This window comes from Brachybacterium muris (assembly GCF_016907455.1).
GTDB classification, from domain to species: Bacteria; Actinomycetota; Actinomycetes; order Actinomycetales; family Dermabacteraceae; genus Brachybacterium; species Brachybacterium muris.
In genome coordinates this window covers 2,737,235-2,759,055 of sequence record NZ_JAFBCB010000001.1, presented here as the reverse complement: position 1 = coordinate 2,759,055, position 21,821 = coordinate 2,737,235, and the positions used below count along the sequence as shown (strand labels likewise).

20 protein-coding genes and 1 pseudogene are annotated in these 21,821 nt (G+C 68.2%); 14 read left to right on the top strand and 7 right to left on the bottom strand.

The genetic code is table 11. The annotated features are described in order from the left end of the window. Positions 1-96: 96 nt before the first annotated feature. Together JOD52_RS12880 and JOD52_RS12875 are read right to left on the bottom strand one after the other, a co-directional pair. Positions 97-864 (bottom strand): anaerobic ribonucleoside-triphosphate reductase activating protein, encoded by a 768-nt coding sequence (locus JOD52_RS12880; RefSeq protein WP_338074823.1) that lies wholly within the window; start codon positions 862-864, stop codon positions 97-99. Further along, the gene (locus tag JOD52_RS12875; RefSeq protein ID WP_239552374.1) at positions 861-2,738 is read right to left on the bottom strand and encodes a ribonucleoside triphosphate reductase; all 1,878 of its coding nucleotides are present in this window, start codon (positions 2,736-2,738) and stop codon (positions 861-863) included. The genes JOD52_RS12880 and JOD52_RS12875 overlap by 4 nt, the downstream gene beginning before the upstream one ends. 474 nt (positions 2,739-3,212) lie before the next feature. Here JOD52_RS12875 and JOD52_RS12870 point away from each other — a divergent pair, with 474 nt between their 5' ends. Then, entirely contained in the window at positions 3,213-3,443 is a 231-nt protein-coding gene (locus JOD52_RS12870) for a hypothetical protein (protein WP_204410382.1), read from the top strand. A gap of 110 nt (positions 3,444-3,553) precedes the next feature. Here JOD52_RS12870 and JOD52_RS12865 read toward each other — a convergent pair whose 3' ends face one another. The 3 genes and pseudogenes from JOD52_RS12865 to arsB all read right to left on the bottom strand — a co-directional run. Then, complete coding sequence (locus tag JOD52_RS12865) at positions 3,554-4,300, bottom strand: ATP-binding protein (RefSeq protein ID WP_338124028.1); 747 nt, start codon at positions 4,298-4,300, stop codon at positions 3,554-3,556. Beyond that, entirely contained in the window at positions 4,297-5,859 is a 1,563-nt protein-coding gene (gene istA, locus JOD52_RS12860; protein ID WP_204408388.1) for an IS21 family transposase, read from the bottom strand. The genes JOD52_RS12865 and istA (JOD52_RS12860) overlap by 4 nt, the downstream gene beginning before the upstream one ends. Before the next feature lie 131 nt (positions 5,860-5,990). Beyond that, positions 5,991-6,803: pseudogene (arsB, locus tag JOD52_RS12855) on the bottom strand (ACR3 family arsenite efflux transporter); the annotation flags it as partial. Positions 6,804-6,884: 81 nt separating this feature from the next. Here arsB and JOD52_RS12850 point away from each other — a divergent pair. From JOD52_RS12850 to JOD52_RS12800, 11 genes are all read left to right on the top strand, one after another. After that, positions 6,885-7,250 carry an ArsR/SmtB family transcription factor gene (locus tag JOD52_RS12850; protein ID WP_204410380.1) on the top strand — a complete coding sequence of 122 codons (366 nt, stop codon included), beginning with the start codon at positions 6,885-6,887 and terminating at the stop codon, positions 7,248-7,250. A gap of 26 nt (positions 7,251-7,276) precedes the next feature. Beyond that, positions 7,277-7,708, top strand: coding sequence for an arsenate reductase ArsC (locus JOD52_RS12845; protein WP_204410379.1), 432 nt, complete (start codon positions 7,277-7,279; stop codon positions 7,706-7,708). A gap of 168 nt (positions 7,709-7,876) precedes the next feature. Beyond that, on the top strand, positions 7,877-8,032 hold the full coding sequence (locus JOD52_RS12840; RefSeq protein ID WP_204410377.1) for a hypothetical protein: 156 nt from the start codon (positions 7,877-7,879) through the stop codon (positions 8,030-8,032). A gap of 101 nt (positions 8,033-8,133) precedes the next feature. Next, complete coding sequence (gene istA / locus JOD52_RS12835) at positions 8,134-9,696, top strand: IS21 family transposase (protein ID WP_204408388.1); 1,563 nt, start codon at positions 8,134-8,136, stop codon at positions 9,694-9,696. Next, positions 9,693-10,439: an ATP-binding protein gene (locus tag JOD52_RS12830; RefSeq protein ID WP_338124028.1), complete on the top strand. Its 747-nt coding sequence runs from the start codon at positions 9,693-9,695 to the stop codon at positions 10,437-10,439. Before istA (JOD52_RS12835) ends, JOD52_RS12830 begins: the two co-directional genes overlap by 4 nt. Before the next feature lie 390 nt (positions 10,440-10,829). Beyond that, entirely contained in the window at positions 10,830-11,591 is a 762-nt protein-coding gene (gene fabG, locus JOD52_RS12825; RefSeq protein WP_204410375.1) for a 3-oxoacyl-ACP reductase FabG, read from the top strand. Positions 11,592-11,776: 185 nt separating this feature from the next. Further along, positions 11,777-12,913, top strand: a complete 1,137-nt coding sequence (locus JOD52_RS12820) for a S1C family serine protease (protein WP_239551898.1) — start codon at positions 11,777-11,779, stop codon at positions 12,911-12,913. A gap of 373 nt (positions 12,914-13,286) precedes the next feature. Beyond that, positions 13,287-14,447 (top strand): Gfo/Idh/MocA family protein, encoded by a 1,161-nt coding sequence (locus JOD52_RS12815; protein WP_239551897.1) that lies wholly within the window; start codon positions 13,287-13,289, stop codon positions 14,445-14,447. A 204-nt stretch (positions 14,448-14,651) separates the two neighbouring features. After that, positions 14,652-15,944, top strand: a complete 1,293-nt coding sequence (locus tag JOD52_RS12810) for an ABC transporter substrate-binding protein (RefSeq protein WP_204410371.1) — start codon at positions 14,652-14,654, stop codon at positions 15,942-15,944. Positions 15,945-16,023: 79 nt separating this feature from the next. Further along, entirely contained in the window at positions 16,024-16,926 is a 903-nt protein-coding gene (locus tag JOD52_RS12805; RefSeq protein ID WP_204410368.1) for a carbohydrate ABC transporter permease, read from the top strand. Further along, on the top strand, positions 16,923-17,828 hold the full coding sequence (locus tag JOD52_RS12800; RefSeq protein ID WP_204410366.1) for a carbohydrate ABC transporter permease: 906 nt from the start codon (positions 16,923-16,925) through the stop codon (positions 17,826-17,828). The genes JOD52_RS12805 and JOD52_RS12800 overlap by 4 nt, the downstream gene beginning before the upstream one ends. Positions 17,829-17,971: 143 nt before the next feature. Here JOD52_RS12800 and JOD52_RS12795 read toward each other — a convergent pair whose 3' ends face one another. Beyond that, entirely contained in the window at positions 17,972-18,541 is a 570-nt protein-coding gene (locus tag JOD52_RS12795; protein ID WP_259842789.1) for a MarR family transcriptional regulator, read from the bottom strand. Positions 18,542-18,632: 91 nt separating this feature from the next. Here JOD52_RS12795 and JOD52_RS12790 point away from each other — a divergent pair, with 91 nt between their 5' ends. Further along, positions 18,633-19,184 carry a general stress protein gene (locus JOD52_RS12790; protein ID WP_239551896.1) on the top strand — a complete coding sequence of 184 codons (552 nt, stop codon included), beginning with the start codon at positions 18,633-18,635 and terminating at the stop codon, positions 19,182-19,184. Positions 19,185-19,196: 12 nt separating this feature from the next. Here JOD52_RS12790 and JOD52_RS12785 read toward each other — a convergent pair whose 3' ends face one another. Next, positions 19,197-19,952, bottom strand: a complete 756-nt coding sequence (locus JOD52_RS12785; RefSeq protein ID WP_204410364.1) for a dienelactone hydrolase family protein — start codon at positions 19,950-19,952, stop codon at positions 19,197-19,199. A gap of 149 nt (positions 19,953-20,101) precedes the next feature. Here JOD52_RS12785 and JOD52_RS12780 point away from each other — a divergent pair, with 149 nt between their 5' ends. Next, the gene (locus JOD52_RS12780; protein WP_204410363.1) at positions 20,102-21,808 is read left to right on the top strand and encodes an AMP-binding protein; all 1,707 of its coding nucleotides are present in this window, start codon (positions 20,102-20,104) and stop codon (positions 21,806-21,808) included. Positions 21,809-21,821: the final 13 nt, after the last annotated feature.

The window sequence follows — 21,821 nt, the reverse complement described above, 5'->3', positions numbered from 1 at the left end:
ACAGGGACGGGCCAGAATTCGCTGACGGGGGACCCCGTCACGGTCATCCTAGGACTGCCCTTTTCCGGACCGGCGCTGCTGCTGGTCACGGTCCCATCACGCTCGGACCGTGACCTCAAGGCCCTGCTGCGCTCCGAGCTGCCGTGTTCTGTGCGCGGCAGCGTCGAATCGCTCCGCCCAGTCCGGTACCGCCGCCAGCTGCGTGGCGAAGCCGCTGTCGGCACCGTCGGCCCGAGCCTTCTGCAGCACCAGGTGGGTGCCGCCGGCGCGGCCGACGGTCTCGATCACCGTGGGTACCTGGTCGATCAGCTGCGGGGTGACCGTCATCCGCAGTTCGTGGTCCACACCGGAGGCCAGCAGGAGCTGGAGGGACCTTGCACTTCGCTGCCAGGCACCGGCCCGTCCCACCAGGTCCGTGTAGCCGGCCGGCGCGGCCTTCACGTCGAACCCCACCCAGTCCACCAGCGGTGAGCCGACGCGGCGCCCGTCGGTGTCGACCCCGAGCAGGGCCTGCATCCGGGTGGGGAATGCCCCGCCGGTGTGCAGCCCGACGGCGAAGCCGCGTTCGCGAACGGCCCGGGCGGCAGGCACCACAGCGTGCTGCATGGTGGCCTCTCCCCCGCTGAACACCACGCCGTCCAGCAGGCCTCGTCGTCGCTCCAGGAGCCGACCCAGCTCATCGAAGGGCACGGCGCCAGGGGCGTGGGGATCCAGGATCGCGGCGTTGTGGCAGTAGGTGCAGCGCCAGGGGCAGCCCTGGCAGAACACCGTGGCCACCAGGCGGCCGGGCCAGTCCACGGTGGACAGCGGCACCAGACCTGCGATGCGCAGGTCCGGTGCCGTCAGGCTGGCCAGAGGGCTCACGCCGTCACCGGGGTGATCTCAGCCCCTGGGCGGTCGGTTGCGGCCGCGGGCTCGTCGGCCGCCGCAGCGGGCCCGTCGGCCGCCTCCTGGCAGCCGCCTACGCCGGAGGCCTGCTCGGTGAAGAAGGTGCGCTCGGCGTACTCGCCCTTCTTGCCGATGTTGAAGGAGGCCACGGGCCGGAAGTAGCCCATCACACGGGTCCACACCTCGCAGGCTTCACCACAGCGCTCGCACTGGTGGTGCTCGCCGGTGAGGTAGCCGTGGCTGGGGCAGATCGAGAAGGTGGGGGTGATGGTCAGGTACGGCAGGTGGAACCGGGTCAGTGCTCTGCGCACGAGTTCCCGGCAGGTGGTCGCCGAGCTCATCGCCTCGTTCATGTACAGGTGCAGCACGGTGCCGCCGGTGTACTTGCTCTGCAGCTCCTCCTGCAGCTCGAGCGCCTCGAAGGGGTCCTCGGTGGCGCCCACCGGGATCTGCGAGGAGTTGGTGTAGTAGGGGTTCTGCACGGTGCCGGCGGTGAGGATGCCGGGGAAGCGGGCCCGGTCCTCCTTGGCGAATCGGTAGGTGGCGCCCTCGGCGGGGGTGGCCTCCAGGTTATACAGGTTCCCGGTCTCCTCCTGGAACCGCACCATCGTCTCGCGCACGTGGTCCAGGATCTCCACGCACATGCGCTGACCGTCCTCGTCCATCAGGTCGTGTGCATCCCCGGTGAAGTTGCGGACCATCTCGTTCATGCCGTTGACCCCGAGGGTGGAGAAGTGGTTGCCGAGGTGGCCCATGTACCGCTTGGTGTACGGGTACAGACCGCCGTCGATCAGCTCCTGCACGGTGGCGCGGCGCTTCTCCAGGGTGTCCTTGCCGACCTCCAGCAGGCGATCCAGCTCGGTGAGCAGGCCGTTGCGGTCCCCTGCGTACAGGTAGCCCAGACGGGCCATGTTCACCGTGACCACGCCGATGGAGCCGGTGAGCTCGGCGGAGCCGAACAGGCCGTTGCCGCGCTTGAGCAGTTCGCGCAGGTCCAGCTGCAGGCGGCAGCACATCGAGCGGATCATCCCGGGGTCCAGGTCGGAGTTGATGAAGTTCTGGAAGTAGGGCAGGCCGTACTTCGCGGTCATCGCGAACAGGCGCTCGGTGTTCTCCGCCTCCCAGTCGAAGTCCTTGGTGATGTTGTAGGTGGGGATGGGGAAGGTAAAGGCACGACCATCGGCGTCGCCCTCGGTCATCACCTCGATGTAGGCGCGGTTGACCAGATCCATCTCGTGCTGCAGCTCGCCATAGGTGAAGTCGCACAGCTCCTCGCCGATCAGGGGCTGCTGATCGCGGAGGTCCTCGGGGCAGGTCCAGTCGAAGGTGAGGTTCGTGAAGGGGCACTGCGACCCCCAACGGCTGGGCACGTTGAGGTTGTAGATCAGCTCCTGCATGCACTGCAGCACCTGCTCGTAGGTCATGGCATCCAGCCGCACGAACGGCGCCATGTAGGTGTCGAAGGAGCTGAAGGCCTGGGCGCCGGCCCACTCGTTCTGCAGAGTTCCCAGGAAGTTGACGATCTGCCCGCAGGCGGAGGAGAAGTGGCGGGCAGGCCTGGCGGAGATGGCTCCGGGCACTCCGTTGAAGCCCTCCTCCAGCAGACGCCGCAGCGACCAGCCGGCGCAGTACCCGGTGAGCATGTCCAGGTCGTGGATGTGGATGTCGCCCTCGCGGTGGGCGCGGCCGGCCTCGGCGCTGAACACCTCGTCCAGCCAGTAGTTGGCGATCATCTTGCCCGCGGCGTTGAGCACCAGCCCGCCCACGGAGTAGCCCTGGTTGGCGTTGGCGTTGACGCGCCAGTCGGAGCGGTCCACGTACTCGGTGACGGTGGCGACCGGATCGATCATGCGGCGGCCGACGGGGGCCGCGCCGGGCTCGGTAGGCTCGATCGGGGCGGGTTGCTTCGGGGACGCGGTCATGGGCTCTCTCCTTCGGGACGGGGCGCGGTGCACGGGTGTGGGCACGGGTTGCGCGCAATGCTGCGGGTGTGGGCACGGGTTGCGCGCAATGCTGCGGGTGTGTGGTGTGCGCCGCGGCTCTGCCACCGTAGGAATCGACCACAACATGTTGGGGTCGCAACACGCCGACACCCCCAGGTGTAGTGGTTCAGGGTCCGACGAAACCGGCGCCGGGAGGACCAAGGTCCCCGATGAACGCTTGTCGTACTACGCCATCGAGCAGGCCACTGTGCACACCGCGGTCAAGCCGCTCGAGTGGGCTCCCCGCGCCCTGCGACAACAGCCCTGCGCTGACTCCGGGCCCCGACGGCACGCAGTGACGTTCGACCCGAGAACGTCAGCAAAGTGGACTACGGTGTAGCGATGACCGACGCCCCGCTCAGCGCAGCTCCCCTGGTCAGCCCTGACGCGGAGACATCTACGGCCGGGCCGCGGCCGCGGACGCTGCCTGCTCCACGGCGTCGCGGCCCCAGCCCGCGCTACCTGCGCATGGTCCAGGACGAGTCCGTGCGCCGCGACCTGCGCACCCTTGCGTTATTCGTGCGGATCTACTGCGACGGCAACCACCGCGACCGGGAGCGAGCCAAGCACTGAGTATTCGTAGTCGTGGGAGCCACCGAATCTTGCTCTTGGGGACCGCCGATCGTGCCGACGGGGGCCAGTAGCCGCCGCGGTGGGGACCACTGGCTCCCGCCGGCATCGGGTCACTGGGGCAGTGCGGTGTGTTCTCGCATGTTCCTGTCGCCGGTGTCGATCCAGATTGTGTTGTGCACGATGCGGTCCATGATCGCATCGGCGTGGACTGCTCCACCGAGCCGGGCGTGCCAGTCCTTCTTCGGGTACTGGGTGCAGAACACGGTCGAGCCGGTGTCATAGCGGCGCTCGAGCAGTTCCAGCAGCATCGAACGCATTCCCTCGTCAGGATGGTCCAGCAGCCACTCGTCGATCACCAGCAGCGAGAACGTGGAGTACTTCCGCAGGAACTTCGTCTGGCCCTGCGGCTTGTCCTTTGCCAGGGCCCAGGCCTCTTCGAGGTCGGGCATTCGGATGTAGTGGGCTCGGAGCCGGTGCTGGCAGGCCTGCTTCGCCAGCGCGCAGCCGAGGTAGGACTTCCCTGAGCCGGTGAAGCCCTGGAAGACCACGTTCTGTTGCCGCTGGATGAAGGAGCAGGTTGCCAGTTGCGCGATCACGTTCCGGTTCAGTCCCCGTTCCTCGACCAGATCCAGCCGCCGCAGGTCCGCTCCGGGATAACGCAGCCCCGCCCGGCGGATCAGACCCTCGACCTTTCCATGATTGAAGATGGAATGCGCCTCGTCCACGATCAGCTGGAGCCGTTCCTGGAACGACATCCCCAGCACGTGAGCCTCATCCTGGGCATCGATCGCGTCCAGCAGCGCGGTCGCGCCCATCTCGCGCAGCTTCCGCTTCGTGTCGTTATCGATCACGCTCACCGGACACCTCCGGCGTAGTAGTCGGCGCCACGGACGTATCCGCCGTCTTCCGCGGGTTCCTCGCGGGGTGGACGCAGGGCGGCGACCTTGTCCTGCCCGGTGGCCAAGATCGGGTGCAGATGCGCATAGCGCGGTGAACGGACCCGTCCCGTCAGCGCGAGTGCGCAGGCCGCCTCGACCCGATCTACGGAGAAGCGGCGAGAGAGCCGTAGCACCGCCAACGCGGGATCCAGGCCCTGTTCCACGATCGGCACGGACTCGAAGATCCGCTGGATCACGATCACCGTGGCCGGCCCGACCCGATCTGCCCACGCCCGCACCCTCTGCGCGTCCCAGGCCTGGAAACGCTCGCCCGCAGGTAGGTCCGCGTCGTTGGTGCGGTACTCATTGCTCGCGGTCTCCGGGAGCAGCAGGTGACTGGTCAGTCGCTGGCTGCCCTGATAGATCTCCAGCGTCCGGGCCGTGATGCGCAGATCGACCTTCGCGCCGATGTGCGCGAACGGCGCGGAGTAGAAGTTCCGCGCGAACGTGACGTGCCCGTTCCTGCCCACTCGTCGTCCGTAGTGCCATGTCGAGATCTCGTAGGGCACCGCCGGCAGCGGCGTCAGCAGCGGCCGCTCCTCCGCGTCGAACACGCTGGCGCGGGATCCGGGCCGCTTCTGGAACGGCTCCGCGTTATAGGCCTCCATCCGCTGCCCGATGGCGGCTGCAAGTTCGGGCAGGGACGTGAATCGCTGATCCCGCAGCCCGGCGATGACCCAGGTCGCGACGTGCGCGACGGTGTTCTCCACGCTCGCCTTGTCTTTCGGTTTCCGCACCCTCCCCGGGAGCACCGCCGCCGAGTAATGCGCTGCCATCTCGCGATACGCATCGTTCAGGACGATCTCGCCCTCGCGGGGGTGCTTCACCACACCGGTCTTGAGGTTGTCCGGAACGATCCTCGGGACCGTCCCGCCCAGCGCCTCGAACATCGCTACGTGCGCTCGCAGCCAGGACTCCTGGCGCATATCCAGCGCCGGGAAGCAGAACGCGTAACGAGAAAAAGGCAGGCAGGCAACGAACAAGAACACCTTCGAGACCTCGCCGGTGACCGGATCGGCCAGCTCCATCGTGGGGCCGGACCAGTCGACCTCCACGCTCTGGCCGGCCTTGTGACCGACTCTCGAAGCGGCACCGGTGACCATGACGTGGTGCTGGTAGGTGCGGCAAAACCGGTCATACCCCATCGCCGGATCCCCAGCCGCCGTGGTCGCGTCGAAGTACTCGCCGTGCAACAGCTTCAGCGTCACGCCGACCCTGGCCATCTCTCGATGGACCTGTTCCCAGTCCGGCTGTGCGAACACGCTCTCGTGCTCGCCCCGGCCCGGGAACAACCGGGCATACACCTGCTCATCGGCGACGTCCGCGATATCGCCCCACCCGATCCCTGCAGCGTCAGCGGCCTCGAACACCGCCCTCACGGACTTGCGGGACATGCCCTGCGAGGACGAAATCGCTCGCCCCGACAGACCTTCTGCGCGCAGCTGGAGCACCAGCTTCGCCCTGATCTTCCGTACCATTCCAGATTGCTCCTTCCGCCGCGTGCCCTATACACACGGCGGAAGGAGCGTAGACAGAGCGGCCCCAACGACACCACTGGTGGTCCCGAACGACGCCACCGCTACGGCAGCGACGTGGCACCCGAACCCTCGATCAGCGGACCCCAGCGAGGCGAATATTCACCCGGGGCGGAGAGGATCGCGTCGCCTTGGAGAGCGAACAGCAGCACGATGGTGAAAAGCAGCCCGTACAGCGCCCACGGGCCGATCTTCGGGAGGAACCGCTCCTCGTACCAGGCCCGACCCTTCGCCTTCTCCCCGAGGATGCGGGTCAGGAAGCCGGCGACCAGGGGGATCCCGAGGAAGATCAGCACGCTGAGGACGATCGCGCCGATCGAGAATTCGGCCGACGTGGTCGGCAGCCCTAGCCACGACGGCAGCGCCTGGAGGTAGAACCAGCCCAGGGCACCGAAGGCGATCACCTGGAAGACGGAGTTGATCGCGACCAGCACGGCGGCAGCTTCGCGGTCGCCGCAGGCGAGGTCGTTCCAGATGAGCACCATCGCGATGCAGCGCGCGAGGCCCACGATGATCAGGCCGGTCCGGTACTCCGGCAGGTCGGCAAGGAAGATCCACGCGAGGCCGAACATGAGTGCCGGTCCGACGAGCCAGTTCAGCACCAGGGAGGTCACCAGCAGGCGTCGGTCAGCTCCGATTCTGCGGGTCTCGTCGTAGCGGACCTTCGCCAGGACCGGGTACATCATCACCAGCAGTCCGATCGCGATGGGGAGGGACACGGATCCGATCTTTACCGCCTCCAGTGCGGTGTTCAGGCCGGGGACGAACCGCCCCAGGAGGAGCCCCACGGCCATGGCGGCCAGGATCCATACCGGGAGCCAGCGATCGAGGAAGGACATCTCCTCCATTACGCGCGGCTGCTCCACATCCTTGGTGGTCGTACTCATCAGGGCCATGTTCCTTCCATCGACGGTTATCGATGCGTACGCTATGCCCCACATCGATGACTGTCAATGTAAGGTGAGGGCATGTCCACGACGACCGACGCCACAGCCACCGGATTCACGGCGAGGATCGGCTCTGAGGAGTGCTGCTCGCTGTCCGCAGGTCCGGTCGACACCGTCGACGCCGAGAGGATCGCCTCCCTGTTCAAGGCGCTGTCCGACCCCACACGCCTCCGGCTCCTCTCCCACGTCGCCGCCCAGGGCTGTGAGTCGGTCTGCGCGTGCGATCTCACCGAGCCGCTCGGCATCAGTCAGCCCACCGTCAGCCACCACATGAAGAAGCTTGTCGACGCCGGCCTGCTCACGCGCGAGCAGAAGGGCCGCTGGGCCCACTACTCCGTCGTCCCGTCCGCCTTTGCCGAACTCCGCGCGTTCCTCGACATCGCCTGAACCTCACCCCCGGTCGGGAGGCTCCCATGACCGCTCGCCCCAGCGTCTTGTTCGTCTGTGTCCACAACGCCGGTCGATCCCAGATGGCAGCCGGGTGGCTGAGGGAGCTCGCCGGGGACCGCATCGAGGTCCGCTCCGCCGGGTCTGCGCCCGCCGACTCGATCAACCCCGCAGCGGTGGAGGCCATAGCGGAGGTCGGCATCGAGATCTCCCACCAGAAGCCGAAGGTCCTCACCCCCGAATCCGTCCAGGCCTCCGACGTGGTCATCACCATGGGATGCGGCGACGCCTGCCCCTACTACACCGGCAAGCGGTACGAGGACAGGAAACTCGAGGACCCAGCCGGCAAGGGCGTCGCGGAAGTCCGCCCGGTGCGCGACGAGATCCGCACCCGCATCGAGGAGCTCATCGGCAGCTTGCTGTCCCGCGAGCCACTCGACATTCCAGTCCAAGGTTGAGGAAAGCCGAGCGCACGTGTGACTAGGGCTTCTGGAGACACCATCCCCAAGGAACAGATGCCGACTCGTCTCGAACACCTCTTGACAGCAGCGCTGACAGCAACGCGATGGTGTCCGTCGCGCTTCGGGTAGCGCAGGCATGTCGGCCCCCGCTCCTACCCTCTCCCCATGACCCCATGGTTGACCCCTACCCCTCAGGGCTGGGCCGAGCCCCAGCCCGACCCCTGCGAACGCGGCAGCACGCACCGGATCATCGGCTGGGCTGAATATTCGCCTCGCTGGGGTCCGCTGATCGAGGGTTCGGGTGCCACGTCGCTGCCGTAGCGGTGGCGTCGTTCGGGACCACCAGTGGTGTCGTTGGGGCCGCTCTGTCTACGCTCCTTCCGCCGTGTGTATAGGGCACGCGGCGGAAGGAGCAATCTGGAATGGTACGGAAGATCAGGGCGAAGCTGGTGCTCCAGCTGCGCGCAGAAGGTCTGTCGGGGCGAGCGATTTCGTCCTCGCAGGGCATGTCCCGCAAGTCCGTGAGGGCGGTGTTCGAGGCCGCTGACGCTGCAGGGATCGGGTGGGGCGATATCGCGGACGTCGCCGATGAGCAGGTGTATGCCCGGTTGTTCCCGGGCCGGGGCGAGCACGAGAGCGTGTTCGCACAGCCGGACTGGGAACAGGTCCATCGAGAGATGGCCAGGGTCGGCGTGACGCTGAAGCTGTTGCACGGCGAGTACTTCGACGCGACCACGGCGGCTGGGGATCCGGCGATGGGGTATGACCGGTTTTGCCGCACCTACCAGCACCACGTCATGGTCACCGGTGCCGCTTCGAGAGTCGGTCACAAGGCCGGCCAGAGCGTGGAGGTCGACTGGTCCGGCCCCACGATGGAGCTGGCCGATCCGGTCACCGGCGAGGTCTCGAAGGTGTTCTTGTTCGTTGCCTGCCTGCCTTTTTCTCGTTACGCGTTCTGCTTCCCGGCGCTGGATATGCGCCAGGAGTCCTGGCTGCGAGCGCACGTAGCGATGTTCGAGGCGCTGGGCGGGACGGTCCCGAGGATCGTTCCGGACAACCTCAAGACCGGTGTGGTGAAGCACCCCCGCGAGGGCGAGATCGTCCTGAACGATGCGTATCGCGAGATGGCAGCGCATTACTCGGCGGCGGTGCTCCCGGGGAGGGTGCGGAAACCGAAAGACAAGGCGAGCGTGGAGAACACCGTCGCGCACGTCGCGACCTGGGTCATCGCCGGGCTGCGGGATCAGCGATTCACGTCCCTGCCCGAACTTGCAGCCGCCATCGGGCAGCGGATGGAGGCCTATAACGCGGAGCCGTTCCAGAAGCGGCCCGGATCCCGCGCCAGCGTGTTCGACGCGGAGGAGCGGCCGCTGCTGACGCCGCTGCCGGCGGTGCCCTACGAGATCTCGACATGGCACTACGGACGACGAGTGGGCAGGAACGGGCACGTCACGTTCGCGCGGAACTTCTACTCCGCGCCGTTCGCGCACATCGGCGCGAAGGTCGATCTGCGCATCACGGCCCGGACGCTGGAGATCTATCAGGGCAGCCAGCGACTGACCAGTCACCTGCTGCTCCCGGAGACCGCGAGCAATGAGTACCGCACCAACGACGCGGACCTACCTGCGGGCGAGCGTTTCCAGGCCTGGGACGCGCAGAGGGTGCGGGCGTGGGCAGATCGGGTCGGGCCGGCCACGGTGATCGTGATCCAGCGGATCTTCGAGTCCGTGCCGATCGTGGAACAGGGCCTGGATCCCGCGTTGGCGGTGCTACGGCTCTCTCGCCGCTTCTCCGTAGATCGGGTCGAGGCGGCCTGCGCACTCGCGCTGACGGGACGGGTCCGTTCACCGCGCTATGCGCATCTGCACCCGATCTTGGCCACCGGGCAGGACAAGGTCGCCGCCCTGCGTCCACCCCGCGAGGAACCCGCGGAAGACGGCGGATACGTCCGTGGCGCCGACTACTACGCCGGAGGTGTCCGGTGAGCGTGATCGATAACGACACGAAGCGGAAGCTGCGCGAGATGGGCGCGACCGCGCTGCTGGACGCGATCGATGCCCAGGATGAGGCTCACGTGCTGGGGATGTCGTTCCAGGAACGGCTCCAGCTGATCGTGGACGAGGCGCATTCCATCTTCAATCATGGAAAGGTCGAGGGTCTGATCCGCCGGGCGGGGCTGCGTTATCCCGGAGCGGACCTGCGGCGGCTGGATCTGGTCGAGGAACGGGGACTGAACCGGAACGTGATCGCGCAACTGGCAACCTGCTCCTTCATCCAGCGGCAACAGAACGTGGTCTTCCAGGGCTTCACCGGCTCAGGGAAGTCCTACCTCGGCTGCGCGCTGGCGAAGCAGGCCTGCCAGCACCGGCTCCGAGCCCACTACATCCGAATGCCCGACCTCGAAGAGGCCTGGGCCCTGGCAAAGGACAAGCCGCAGGGCCAGACGAAGTTCCTGCGGAAGTACTCCACGTTCTCGCTGCTGGTGATCGACGAGTGGCTGCTGGACCATCCTGACGAGGGAATGCGTTCGATGCTGCTGGAACTGCTCGAGCGCCGCTATGACACCGGCTCGACCGTGTTCTGCACCCAGTACCCGAAGAAGGACTGGCACGCCCGGCTCGGTGGAGCAGTCCACGCCGATGCGATCATGGACCGCATCGTGCACAACACAATCTGGATCGACACCGGCGACAGGAACATGCGAGAACACACCGCACTGCCCCAGTGACCCGATGCCGGCGGGAGCCAGTGGTCCCCACCGCGGCGGCTACTGGCCCCCGTCGGCACGATCGGCGGTCCCCAAGAGCAAGATTCGGTGGCTCCCACGACTACGAATACTCAGCTGGGCCGCGTGCCTGTGTGGGGGAGGGCCGCTCACGGGTGGCATAGACGGGACCTATCAGCCACGCCCGCGGCGCGTCAGAGCCTGCGGAATCCAACTAGCTGATCCTCCGCGGCGGTGCCTCAATGCGCCGGTCAGCCGTCCTGCAGCGCTGACCTGCTCCGGGGCCCATCGCAGGTCCCGGCCCGGGGCCCGCTTGCCGAACTACAGTGGAAGCGGCCGTCGAACCACGGTCGGCGAGCCAGGACTCTGATCTCGACCGAGGAGTGGATCTCCGTGACCGCACTGCTTGATTCCCGCACCGCCCTGGTGACCGGAGGGACCGTCGGCATCGGCGCCGGCATCGCACGCCAGCTCCGCGACCACGGCGCCCAGGTCATCGTCACCGGCCTCACCGAGGACGAATGCTCCCAGGCAAGGGAGGACGGCTTCACCGCCTACGTGCTCGACGTGCGTGATCGCGCGGCGTGCGACGAGGTGATCGCCCGAGCGGCCGACGAGCTCGGAGGACTCTCCGTGCTGGCCTCCAACGCAGGGGTGTACCCGCAGGCCCGCATCGAGACGATGACCGACGAGGACATTGATCTGATCTTCGACATCAACGTCAAGGGCACCATCCACGCCGTCCAGGCGGCGATCCCCGCACTGGAGGCATCGGGGCGCGGTCGCATCGTGGTGACCAGTTCGATCACCGGCAACTACACGGGCTTCCCGGCGTGGTCCCACTACGGGGCCACCAAGGCCGCGCAGATGGGGTTCGTGCGCTCCGCCGCGATCGAACTGGCACGCAGGGGCATCACGATCAATGCTGTGCTGCCCGGCAACATCCTGACCCCGGGTCTGAAGGAGCTGGGGCAGGACTACCTGGACCAGATGGCACGGTCCGTGCCTGCCGGCTACCTCGGTGAGCCGGAGGACATCGGTGCGACCGTCGCCTTCCTCGCCTCGGACGGCGCCCGGTACATCACCGGGCAAGGCATCGTGGTGGATGGCGGACAGATCCTGCCGGAGACCCCGGAGGCACTCGAGGAGATCTGAGCGGTTCACCGTCCGTCTCCCAGGAGGCTTTCGCATCCCTTACAGTTGGCAGAGACTATGCGGTGGGATGCTTCCCGTAGGGGGAGATCGCCGGTGTCTTGCGAAGAGGCGCCGGCGGTCCACCTCTTTCGCCGTCGCGGCGCATCGTGCGCCGCTGCGCTGTCTATGAGAGGGGTAGATCAGGGATGAGGATCACGCGGCCGAGCACGATCAGGACGATCCGACGGGTGAGAGGCACCGCTGCACCACTGGTCCTGGCATCCTGTGTGGCCCTGGCATTGGCGGGGTGCACAGGCGCGGACACCGGTCCCGCTGCCCCCGATGCATCGCCTGCCTCCTCCGCCTCCGAACCGGCCTCTGAGCCGGCTGCCGTCGCGGCATCGGCGGGCGGGGACTGGTCTGCCACGGCAGCGCAGGTCGCACCGAGCGTGGTCTCGATCTCGGTGCGCACCTCGCAGGGCGGTGGCGCCGGATCCGGCGTGATCATCGACGAGCAGGGCCACGTGGTCACCAACCACCACGTCATCGCCGGGGCCACCGAGGGCGGGCAGATCCTGGTGACGCTCGCTGACGAGCGGGTCTTCGAGGCGTCCGTGCTGGGCAGCGATCAGGCCAGCGACCTCGCGGTCCTGGAGATCGCCGATGCTCCCGCAGACCTGACCCCGATCGAGGTCGCCGATTCCGACGAATTGGTGGTCGGCGAACCCGTGATGGCCGTGGGTAACCCGCTGGGACTGTCCGGCACGGTCACCACCGGCATCGTCAGCGCGCTGGATCGTCCCGTGACGGCTGGCAGCGCTGAACCGTCGGCGTCGGAGGCGCAGGAGCCCGTGGTCACCAACGCCATCCAGACCAGCGCCGCGATCAACCCCGGCAACTCCGGGGGCGCCCTGGTCGACGCGAACGGCCAGCTGGTGGGCATCAACTCCTCGATCGCCGCACTCGGCCCCGAATCCGGCAACATCGGCATCGGCTTCGCGATCACCTCACGGCAGATGCGGTCCGTGGTTGACCAGATCCTGGAGAAAGGCACCGTCCAGCACGCCTACCTGGGCGTGGGTGTGGGCGACGTGATCGTCGAGGTCGACGGGGCCCAGCGGTGGGCCGCAGGTGTCGCGAACGTGGCACCCGACGGCCCCGCAGCGCAGGCCGGCCTGCAGGAGGGCGATGGCATCCTCGCGATCGACGACGAGGCCGTGGACTCCGCCCTCTCGCTGATCGCGCAGATCCGTGAACGGCCGGTGGGCACCGAGGTCACCCTCGACATCATCCGCGACGGTGAGGCCCAGGAGATCACGGTCACCCTCGACGCACGGCCCTGAGAGCCCGGTATCCCTGGGACGGCCATGCAGGGCAGCCTCAGTGGTGTGCGGTCGCACGGCCGGCAGGGAACGGACTGGTAGTCGCCCGAGCCGGTGGGAGGACCCACGGCCCGGCATCGACCGTCGCCGCAGGGGATCCCGAGCGGCACGTAGCGATCTTCTGGAGTCTGCTGGGCGTGGAGACGGTGGTGATCGCCAGCGAGCACGGCCCCGAGGTGGTGGTGCACGGCGCTATCGAGCTGGCACTGGCGAGACTGCGCGAGGACCCACTGGCCCTTCTGGATCCGACACGTGGCGACGGCAGCGCAGCCCCTGCCCGCGCCCCTAGTCTGGATTGAACGACCGCGACCACGCACCACCGAGGAGCACCCCCATGACCGCGACGAACCCTGCCGGTGCTGACCCTGCCGGTGCTGACCCCGCCGGAACCGGCCGTGCCACCGACTCGCAGACCGGGAGCGTCCTGCGGGCCGGGGTGATCGGACTGGGCTGGGCCGGCCAGCAGCACATCGACGCCTACGCCGCTGATCCCGCGGTGGAGCTGGTGGCGATCTCCGGGAAGGAGCAGCACCTGCTGGATCAGCTGGGCGATCAGCACGATGTCGCGGGCCGCTACCCGGACTACACCACCATGCTCACCGAGGAGCAGCTGGACGTGGTCTCCATCGCCACCCCCACCTTCCTGCACGCCCCGATGACCGTGCAGGCACTGGAGGCCGGGGTGAACGTGCTGTGCGAGAAGCCGATGGCCGAGACCGGGGAGGCGGCCGCCACCATGGTCGAGGCGGCCCGTCGCACCGGGAAGGTGCTGGACATCGCCTTCAACCACCGCCAGCGCGGTGACGTCACCTCCCTGCGCGAGGTGGTCGAGTCCGGGGTGCTGGGGGAGATCTACTACGCCAAGACCGGATGGCTGCGCCGCAAGGGCATCCCCGGCATGGGCACCTGGTTCACGAGCGCCGCCAGTGCCGGTGGTGGAGCGTTGATGGACATCGGCGTGCACATGCTGGACATGTCGCTGCACCTGATGGGGGAGCCGCAGGTCACCGCCGTCTCCGCCTCCACCCATGCCCAGTTCGGACCCCGCGGTCGCGGGGGCAGCGGATTCGGGGTCTCCAGCGTGGTGGAGGACATGCCCTTCGAGGTGGAGGACCTCGCCTCCGCCTTCCTGCGCATGGAGGACGGCGGCACCCTGCTGCTGGAGACCAGCTGGGCCCAGTGGATCCCCTACGACCAGGTGTACGTGACCCTGTACGGCTCCGAGGGCGGGGCCAGCGTGGAGTGGGGCGGCAACCCCCGCGACCCCTATCAGCGTCTGAACGTGTGGACCGAGGTGCAGGGCATGCCAGCCGAGCTGCGCCCCGAGGTGGGCGAGCACGGCAAGCACGCCGCGGCCGTCGCGAACTTCCTGGAGAAGGTGCGCACCGGCGAGCCCGGGCAGCACGTGGGCCTTGAGGCCCTGCGCCGGGCACGGATCCTCGATGCCTGCTACGCATCCGCCAAGCAGGGCGCGGAGGTGTCGATCGATCTGTGAGGCGCGCTGCGCGGCCCACCATCGGCCCACCCATCAGTCTCGCCATCAACCCGGCGTGATGGTGGATTCGCTTGGATTCGGGAACGATTCGATCACAATCGCGCAATAGCGCAGTTCGGAGTGCCCAACGGTGGGACGATGTGCGGGACAACGACGGAAGTCCGCGTGCACCGAGGCCGCGGCGGTTCGAAGGAGAACGTTCAGTTGATCAAGCGCAGGTATGTTCTCGCTCTCCCCGGTGCGGTCGCGGCCGCCGGGACCCTGGCCGCCTGTGGCGGCGATGACAACGGCGGCTCCGGCGGCAGCGGTGGAGGTGGCGGCGGCTCCGTCGAGGTCTTCACCTGGTGGGCGCAGGGCTCGGAGAAGGCCGGGCTCGACGCCCTGGTCGAGGTGTTCAAGGAGCAGCACCCCGATGTCGAGTTCGTCAACGGCGCGGTGGCCGGCGGCGCCGGTTCCGCCGCCAAGGACATGCTGCAGTCCCGCCTGCAGGCCGGCGATCCGCCGGACACCTTCCAGGCCCACGCCGGTGCCGAGCTCAACGACTACATCGACGCCGGTCAGATCACCGACGTGGCGAACCTGTTCGACGAGTTCGGCCTGCGTGACGCGTTCCCCGACTCCCTCGTGGAGCGCCTCACCGTGGACGACGCGATCTACTCGATCCCCTCGAACATCCACCGCTCCAACGTGGTGTGGGGCTCCACCAAGGCCCTGACCGACGCCGGCATCGACACCGCCACCCCGCCCGCCTCGCTGGACGAGTTCCTCGAGCAGCTGGAGACCCTCAAGAGCGCCGGCGTGACCGCACTGTCAGTGGGCACCACCTGGACCCAGGTGAACCTGCTGGAGGCCGTGCTGATGGCCGAGCTGGGTGCCGAGGTCTACAACGGCCTGTTCGACGGCTCCACCGGCTGGGACACCCCGGAGGTCACCGCCGGTCTGCAGAAGTTCGAGCAGATGATGAGCTACACCAACACCGACCGTGACGGACTGGACTGGCCGGACGCCACCCAGCAGATCATCGACGGCACCGCCGCCTACAACGTCATGGGCGACTGGGCCGTGGCCGCCTTCGAGCAGGCCGAGCAGGCCCTGGGCGACGACTTCGTGGCCTTCGAGCTGCCCGGCAAGGAGAAGATCTTCGGGTTCCTGGCCGACTCCTTCACCCTGCCCGAGGGTGCACCGCACCCCGACGGCGCGAAGGCTTGGCTGGAGACCATCGCCTCCACCGACGGTCAGCTCGCCTTCAACCTCGCCAAGGGCTCCATCCCGGCCCGTACCGACGTGGACACCGCGGAGTTCAGCGAGTACGCGCAGACCGCCGTCACCTCCTTCGCGGAGGACGCCATCTGCTCCTCGATCGCGCACGGCGCCGCCACCTCTGTGGCCTGGCTGAACGCGATCGCGGATGCCACCAGCCAGTTCACCACCGGCGCCACCGACCTCGCGGGCTACCAGGAAGCCCTCAAGGCCGCCGCCGACGCCAACCAGGGCTGATCCGGGCGACGGGGGCATCCGGCACCACGCCGGGTGCCCCCGTCGACCCACCGCCCCGCCGAACTCGCAAGAGGTGCCCATGCCCGCGAGCCTGCGCCGATACGGCCCACCGCTCCTGCTCATCTCGCCGTCGCTGATCCTCGTCGGCGTCTTCGTGTATCTGCTGATCGCGCAGAACCTGTGGATGGCCTCCACCGACAACCACACCGCTGCGCAGGCCAACGGCCGCCAGCCGGTCGCGTTCGTGTTCCTGCAGAACTACATCGACCTGTTCTCCACCCAGGCGTTCCGCCACTCCATGACGAACCTGCTGCTGTTCACCGCGGCGTTCCTGGTGGGCGCGATGGCGATCGGCTTCGTGTGGGCCTGGCTGCTGGAGCGCCCCCTGGCCGGTGGCCGCTTCTTCCAGACCGTCTACCTCTTCCCGATGGCGATCTCCTTCGTGGCCTCCGGTGTGGTGTGGCGCTGGCTGCTGAACTCCAACCAGGGCGAGAACGCCTCGGGCCTGAACCGCCTGTTCCAGATGGTAGGGCTGGACTTCCTGCAGAACCCCTGGTGGAACAACATCACCTTCGGCATCCTGGCGATCGCCCTGCCGGCGGTGTGGCAGCTGTCCGGCTACGTGATGGCGCTGTTCCTGGCCGGCTTCCGCGGGGTGCCCGACGAGCTGCGCGAGGCCGCCCGGGTGGACGGCGCCACCGAGATGCAGATGTACCGCCACGTGATCTTCCCGCAGCTCACCCCGGTGCTGATGAGCGCCCTGGTGATCATCGCGCACATGTCGCTGAAGTCCTTCGACCTGATCATGTCGATCTCGAAGCCGGCGAACTACCAGACCAAGGTGCCGGCCGTGGACATGTTCGTGTTCAAGTCCAGCTACGACTACGCCAACGCCGCCGCCGTGGGCACCATCCTGCTGCTGGTCATCGCCGTGCTGATCGTGCCCTACCTCATCCACCAGAGCCGGGAGCGCCGCCGATGACCACCGCAACCCCCGCCGCGGGCCTCGGCAATCCTCAGGCCGCGTCCACCCCGCCCCGCAAGCGCAACGCCCCGGACCCGGGCAAGCGCGCCCTTGCCCGCACCCTGCGCTACGCGCTGCTGCTGGCCGGCGTGGTGTTCGTGTTCATCCCCGTCTACGTGCTGTTCGTGACCAGCTTCAAGGGCGTGGGCGATGCGTCCCCGGCCCGCGCCTGGCTGCTGCCCACCACCTGGACGATGGAGAACTGGGCCAGTGCCTGGGAGCAGCTCGCTCCCGCCATCGGTCGCACCGTCTCGATGGTGGTGCCCTCCACGATCATCTCCGCGGTGCTGGGCTGCCTGAACGGCTTCGTGCTCTCCCGCTGGCGGTTCCCCGGGGCCGACATCGTGTTCACCCTGATCCTGTTCGGCATGTTCCTGCCGTACCAGGCGGTGATGATCCCGCTGCTGGAGCTGGTGCTGGCCCTCCAGATCCCCAACGGGGTGCCCTCGCTGATCCTGCTGCACGTGGTGTTCGGCATCCCGATCACCACCCTGATCTTCCGCAACTACTTCGAGACCGTCCCCCATGAGCTGATGGAGGCCGCGAAGGTGGACGGCGCCGGGATGCTGCGCACCTTCTGGTCGGTGGCGCTGCCGGTGGCGATCCCCGGGTTCGTGGTGGTGCTGATCTGGCAGTTCACCAGCGCCTGGAACGACTTCCTGTTCGCGGTGTTCTTCTCCACCCCGAACAACGGTCCGGTCACCCTGGTGCTGAACAACATCGCCAACGGCGCCCTGCTGACCAACTACGGCGTCTCGATGGCCGGCGCGCTGCTGGCCTCGCTCCCCACGCTGCTGGTGTACGTGATCCTCTCGAAGTACTTCATCGCCGGGCTGATGTCCGGCTCCGTGAAGGGCTGATGCGATGCGCGGCCGTGCGGGGACCCGTTTCCTGCCGGCCGTGCTGATGCTCGCCCCGCTGGTCCTCGTCTCCTGCACGCCACCCCAGGACTGCACGGAGATCGGTGCCCCCAGCGGGCCCGGGTGCCCACCGGCGCCTCCCCTCAGCCCCGGTGCTCGATGGTCTGCTCGAGCGCGCTCTCGAGATCGCCGGCGAAGCGGGCCAGGTCCCGGCTGAACCTGCTGAGGTCCTCATCGCTCCAGCCCTCCAGGGAGTCGGCCAGGATCTCCGATGCGCGGTCTGCGTAGGCGGCCAGCACCTCGCGGCCTGCCTCGGTCAGTTCGACGATGACGGCTCGCCGGTCCTCCGGGTCGGGGCTGCGCTGCACGAAGCCGCGCTTCAGCAGCGTCTTGACCTGCATGGTCATGGTGGACTTGTCGACGTTCTGCCACGCGGCGAGCGCGCTCATACGCTGGGGCCCGGCCTTCTGGAGGTGGCTGAGCAGGTGGGTCTCGTTGGGGGAGAGGCTGGTGCCGGTGCGTCGGTGGAGCCAGCGCTGGGTCCACCGCTGGATCTCCGCCACGGTGCGCCGCAGTTCGCGTGCCACTACGGCCCGGCCGTCGTGCCCGTGGGCCCCTCCCGTCTCCCCGGCCTGCTGACTTCTCAGCCTCGGGGCCTCGTCCTCAGGGTCTGCTGTCCTCTCTCCGGCACCGTGCCCGTATGACTGTTCCACGCCGCTCCTTTCGGTCGTTGAGTTCTCAACTTGACGGTCCGCCAAGTTGGTTTATACAATCAAACTATCACCGCGACACGGAGGAGAGATCATGACCCAGATGCAGAACCAGACCCCGCAGGACGGCGCCCAGCCCCTGGACCGCGAGCCCGTGCAGGACGCCCAGAACACCCATGCCACCCCCGGCGGCGCCGCCTTCACTGCTGCCCCGTCGATGACCAAGGTCGCCGACTTCTCGGACTACACCCAGGCGCAGGCCGCGGTGGACCTGCTGTCCGACTCCGGTTTCGAGGTGGGCTCAACCCGCATCGTGGGTCATGACCTCAAGAGCGTGGAGATCGTGCGCGGCCGCATGAACTACGGCAAGGCCGCCCTGTTCGGTGCTGGCTCCGGTGCCTGGTTCGGTCTGCTGATCGGTCTGCTGATCGCGATCTTCGTGCCGATCGGCTTCCTGAGCACCGTGCTCGGCGCCGTGGTGTTCGGCGCGATCTGGGGCGCGATCTTCGGCCTCATCGCCTTCGCCGCCCAGGGGCAGAACCGCAACTTCTACTCCCAGTCCACGATGAAGGCCAGCTCCTACACCGTGGAGGTCCCCTTCGACCGCGCACAGGCCGCACTGGAGATCCTCAACAAGGGCCGCTGATCCCTTCAGCCCTCAGCCGACAGGCAGTTCCTCACCGAGGAACTGCCTTGTCTGCATCCAGGCCCGCTGCGCCGCCTCGGCGTGATGAAGGGCGGGGTGAGGGTTGTCGAAAGCGTGACCAGCGCCCTCGTGCAGCTCGAACCGCACCTGCTGCCGGGTGCCGCCGGCGGTGACGGCCTCGCGGATCTGCCCCACCTGCTCCATCGGGATGAAGGCATCATCCGTGCCGAACACGTGCAGGCTGGGCACGGTCACCGAGCCCGCCCTCTCCAGCAGCGTGGGCAGTGCGGAGCCGTAGTAGCTGACCAGCACAGCAGGGGCCTTGCCCTGCTCGCTCGCGGTCGCCGTGGCAGAGAACGCCAGGCCGCCGCCGTAGCAGAAGCCCATGATCCCAACGCGCCCGGCATCGACCGCCACGTGCGCGCGCAGGGCGTTCAGCGCCGCCACCGCGTCGGCCTCGGCGCGCTCCCACGGCAAGGCCTGGGTCAGCGCCACACCCTCACCCAGCCAGGACTCGAAGTCCTCGCCGTCGGGCAGGCCCACCACCGGCGGGTCCAGTCGGGCGAACAGCTGCGGGGCCAGCACCGCGTAGCCGAGCTCGGCCAGCTGTGCGCAGCGCTGCTCGATGTACTCGGTCAGCCCGAAGATCTCCTGCAGCACCACCAGACCGGGGACCGATCGGTCGGTGCCGCCTGGGCCGGGCGGGAGCCACAGCAGGCCCGGGATGTCGCCATCGTCGGTGGGGATCGGAAGCATCGTCGCAGTCACGTCGCGACTGTACCGCGAGGGTCAGGGGCGGGGCTTACCCTTACCTAGGCCGACCCCCGCACCATTCCCGACCCCGTCCGTCGCCTCACCCACCTGTCACGTCACCCGCCTGTCACGTCACTCGCCTGTCACGTCCCCGAGGAGCCATCATGACCATGCTCGAGGAGCGCTGGAGCGCCGCCTACCACGACGGCGTCACCCGCCACGGCCTGGACTACCCGACCGGTTCCCTGGTGGACGAGCTCGACGTGGCCACCCGCACCTGGGCCGACAAGCCCGCCCTGGACTTCTTCGGCCGGCGCACCAGCTACCGCGAGCTCGCCTCGCAGGTGGAGACGGTGGCCGGCGCCCTGCACACCCTCGGCGTGGGTCCCGGCACCACGGTGGCACTGCTGATGCCCACCTGCCCGCAGCACGTGATCGCCTTCTACGCGGTGCTGGCCTGCGGCGGCACCGTGGTGGAGCACAACCCGCTGTACCCGGCCCCGGAACTGGAGCCGATGTTCGCCGACCACCGCGCCGAGGTGGCGATCGTGTGGGACGCCGCCTGCGGCACCGTGCAGTCGCTGCCCGCGGAGGTGCGCCCCCGAGCCCTGGTCGCCGTGAACCTCATCGAGCAGATGCCGCTGGGCAAGCGGATGCTGCTGAGCCTGCCGCTGAAGAAGGCCCGTGCTTCCCGTGACCAGCTCACCAAGCCCGCCCCCGCCGGCACCATCCCCTTCGGCGAGCTGCTGCGCAGCGATGCCCGCGCCCCGCGGGAGGCGCGCCCGTCGGCCGATGACGTCGCGCTGCTGCTGTATACCTCCGGCACCACCGGCACTCCCAAGGGCGTGCAGCTCAGCCACCGGAACCTGAACGCCACCGCCGCCCAGGCCCGCGCCTGGGTGACGCCGATGAGGCCCGGCGAGGAGGTGTTCATGGCCTGCCTGCCGCTGTTCCACGTGTTCGGCTGCTCCCTGTCGATGAACGCCGGCCTCACCGTCGGCGCGATGCTCCACCTGATCCCCAAGCCGGAGACCGGGTTGATCCTGGATGCGATCCGTCGGCGCACGCCCACGACCATGATCGCGGTGCCGCCCCTGTTCGAGCGGCTGGTGGACGGCGCGAAGGAGCGCGGCATCTCCCTGCAGGGCATCCGCACCGGGATCGCCGGGGCCATGTCCCTCCGCCCCGAACTGGTCGAGGCCTGGGAGGCGGCCACCGGCGGGCTGCTGATCGAGGGCTACGGCCTGACCGAGTGCTCCCCGATCGTGGCCGGCAACCCGGTGGACGAGACCCGCACCCCCGGCTCCATCGGTGTGCCCTTCCCGGACACCCGTGTGCGCCTGGCGGATCCTGAGGACCTGGACCGCGATGTGGAGCTGGGTGAGGCCGGCGAGATCCTGGTCAAGGGACCGCAGGTGTTCTCCGGGTACCGCAACCGCCCCGAGGAGACCGACGAGGCGTTCCACGACGGCTGGTTCCGCACCGGTGACATCGCGGTGGCGGGGGAGGACGGCTTCCTGAAGATCGTGGACCGCCTCAAGGAGATGGTGATCACCGGCGGCTTCAACGTGTACCCCTCCGAGGTGGAGGAGGCGATCCGTGGCCACGAGGGCATCGAGGACATCGCCGTGGTGGGCATGGTCGACGAGCTCGGCACCGAGGAGGTCGTGGCCGCGGTGGTCACCCCCGACGGTCTGCTGCCGGACGTCGAGGCCCTGCGTCGACGCCTGAAGGAGCGGCTGACGGCTTACAAGGTGCCGCGCCGCTTCCACGTGATCCCTGAACTGCCCCGCAACGAGATGGGCAAGGTGCTGCGCCGCGAGGTGCGCGCCCGGCTCGAGGAGATCGACCGGCGTCGGCACAGGGACTGAACGGACGGCCGAC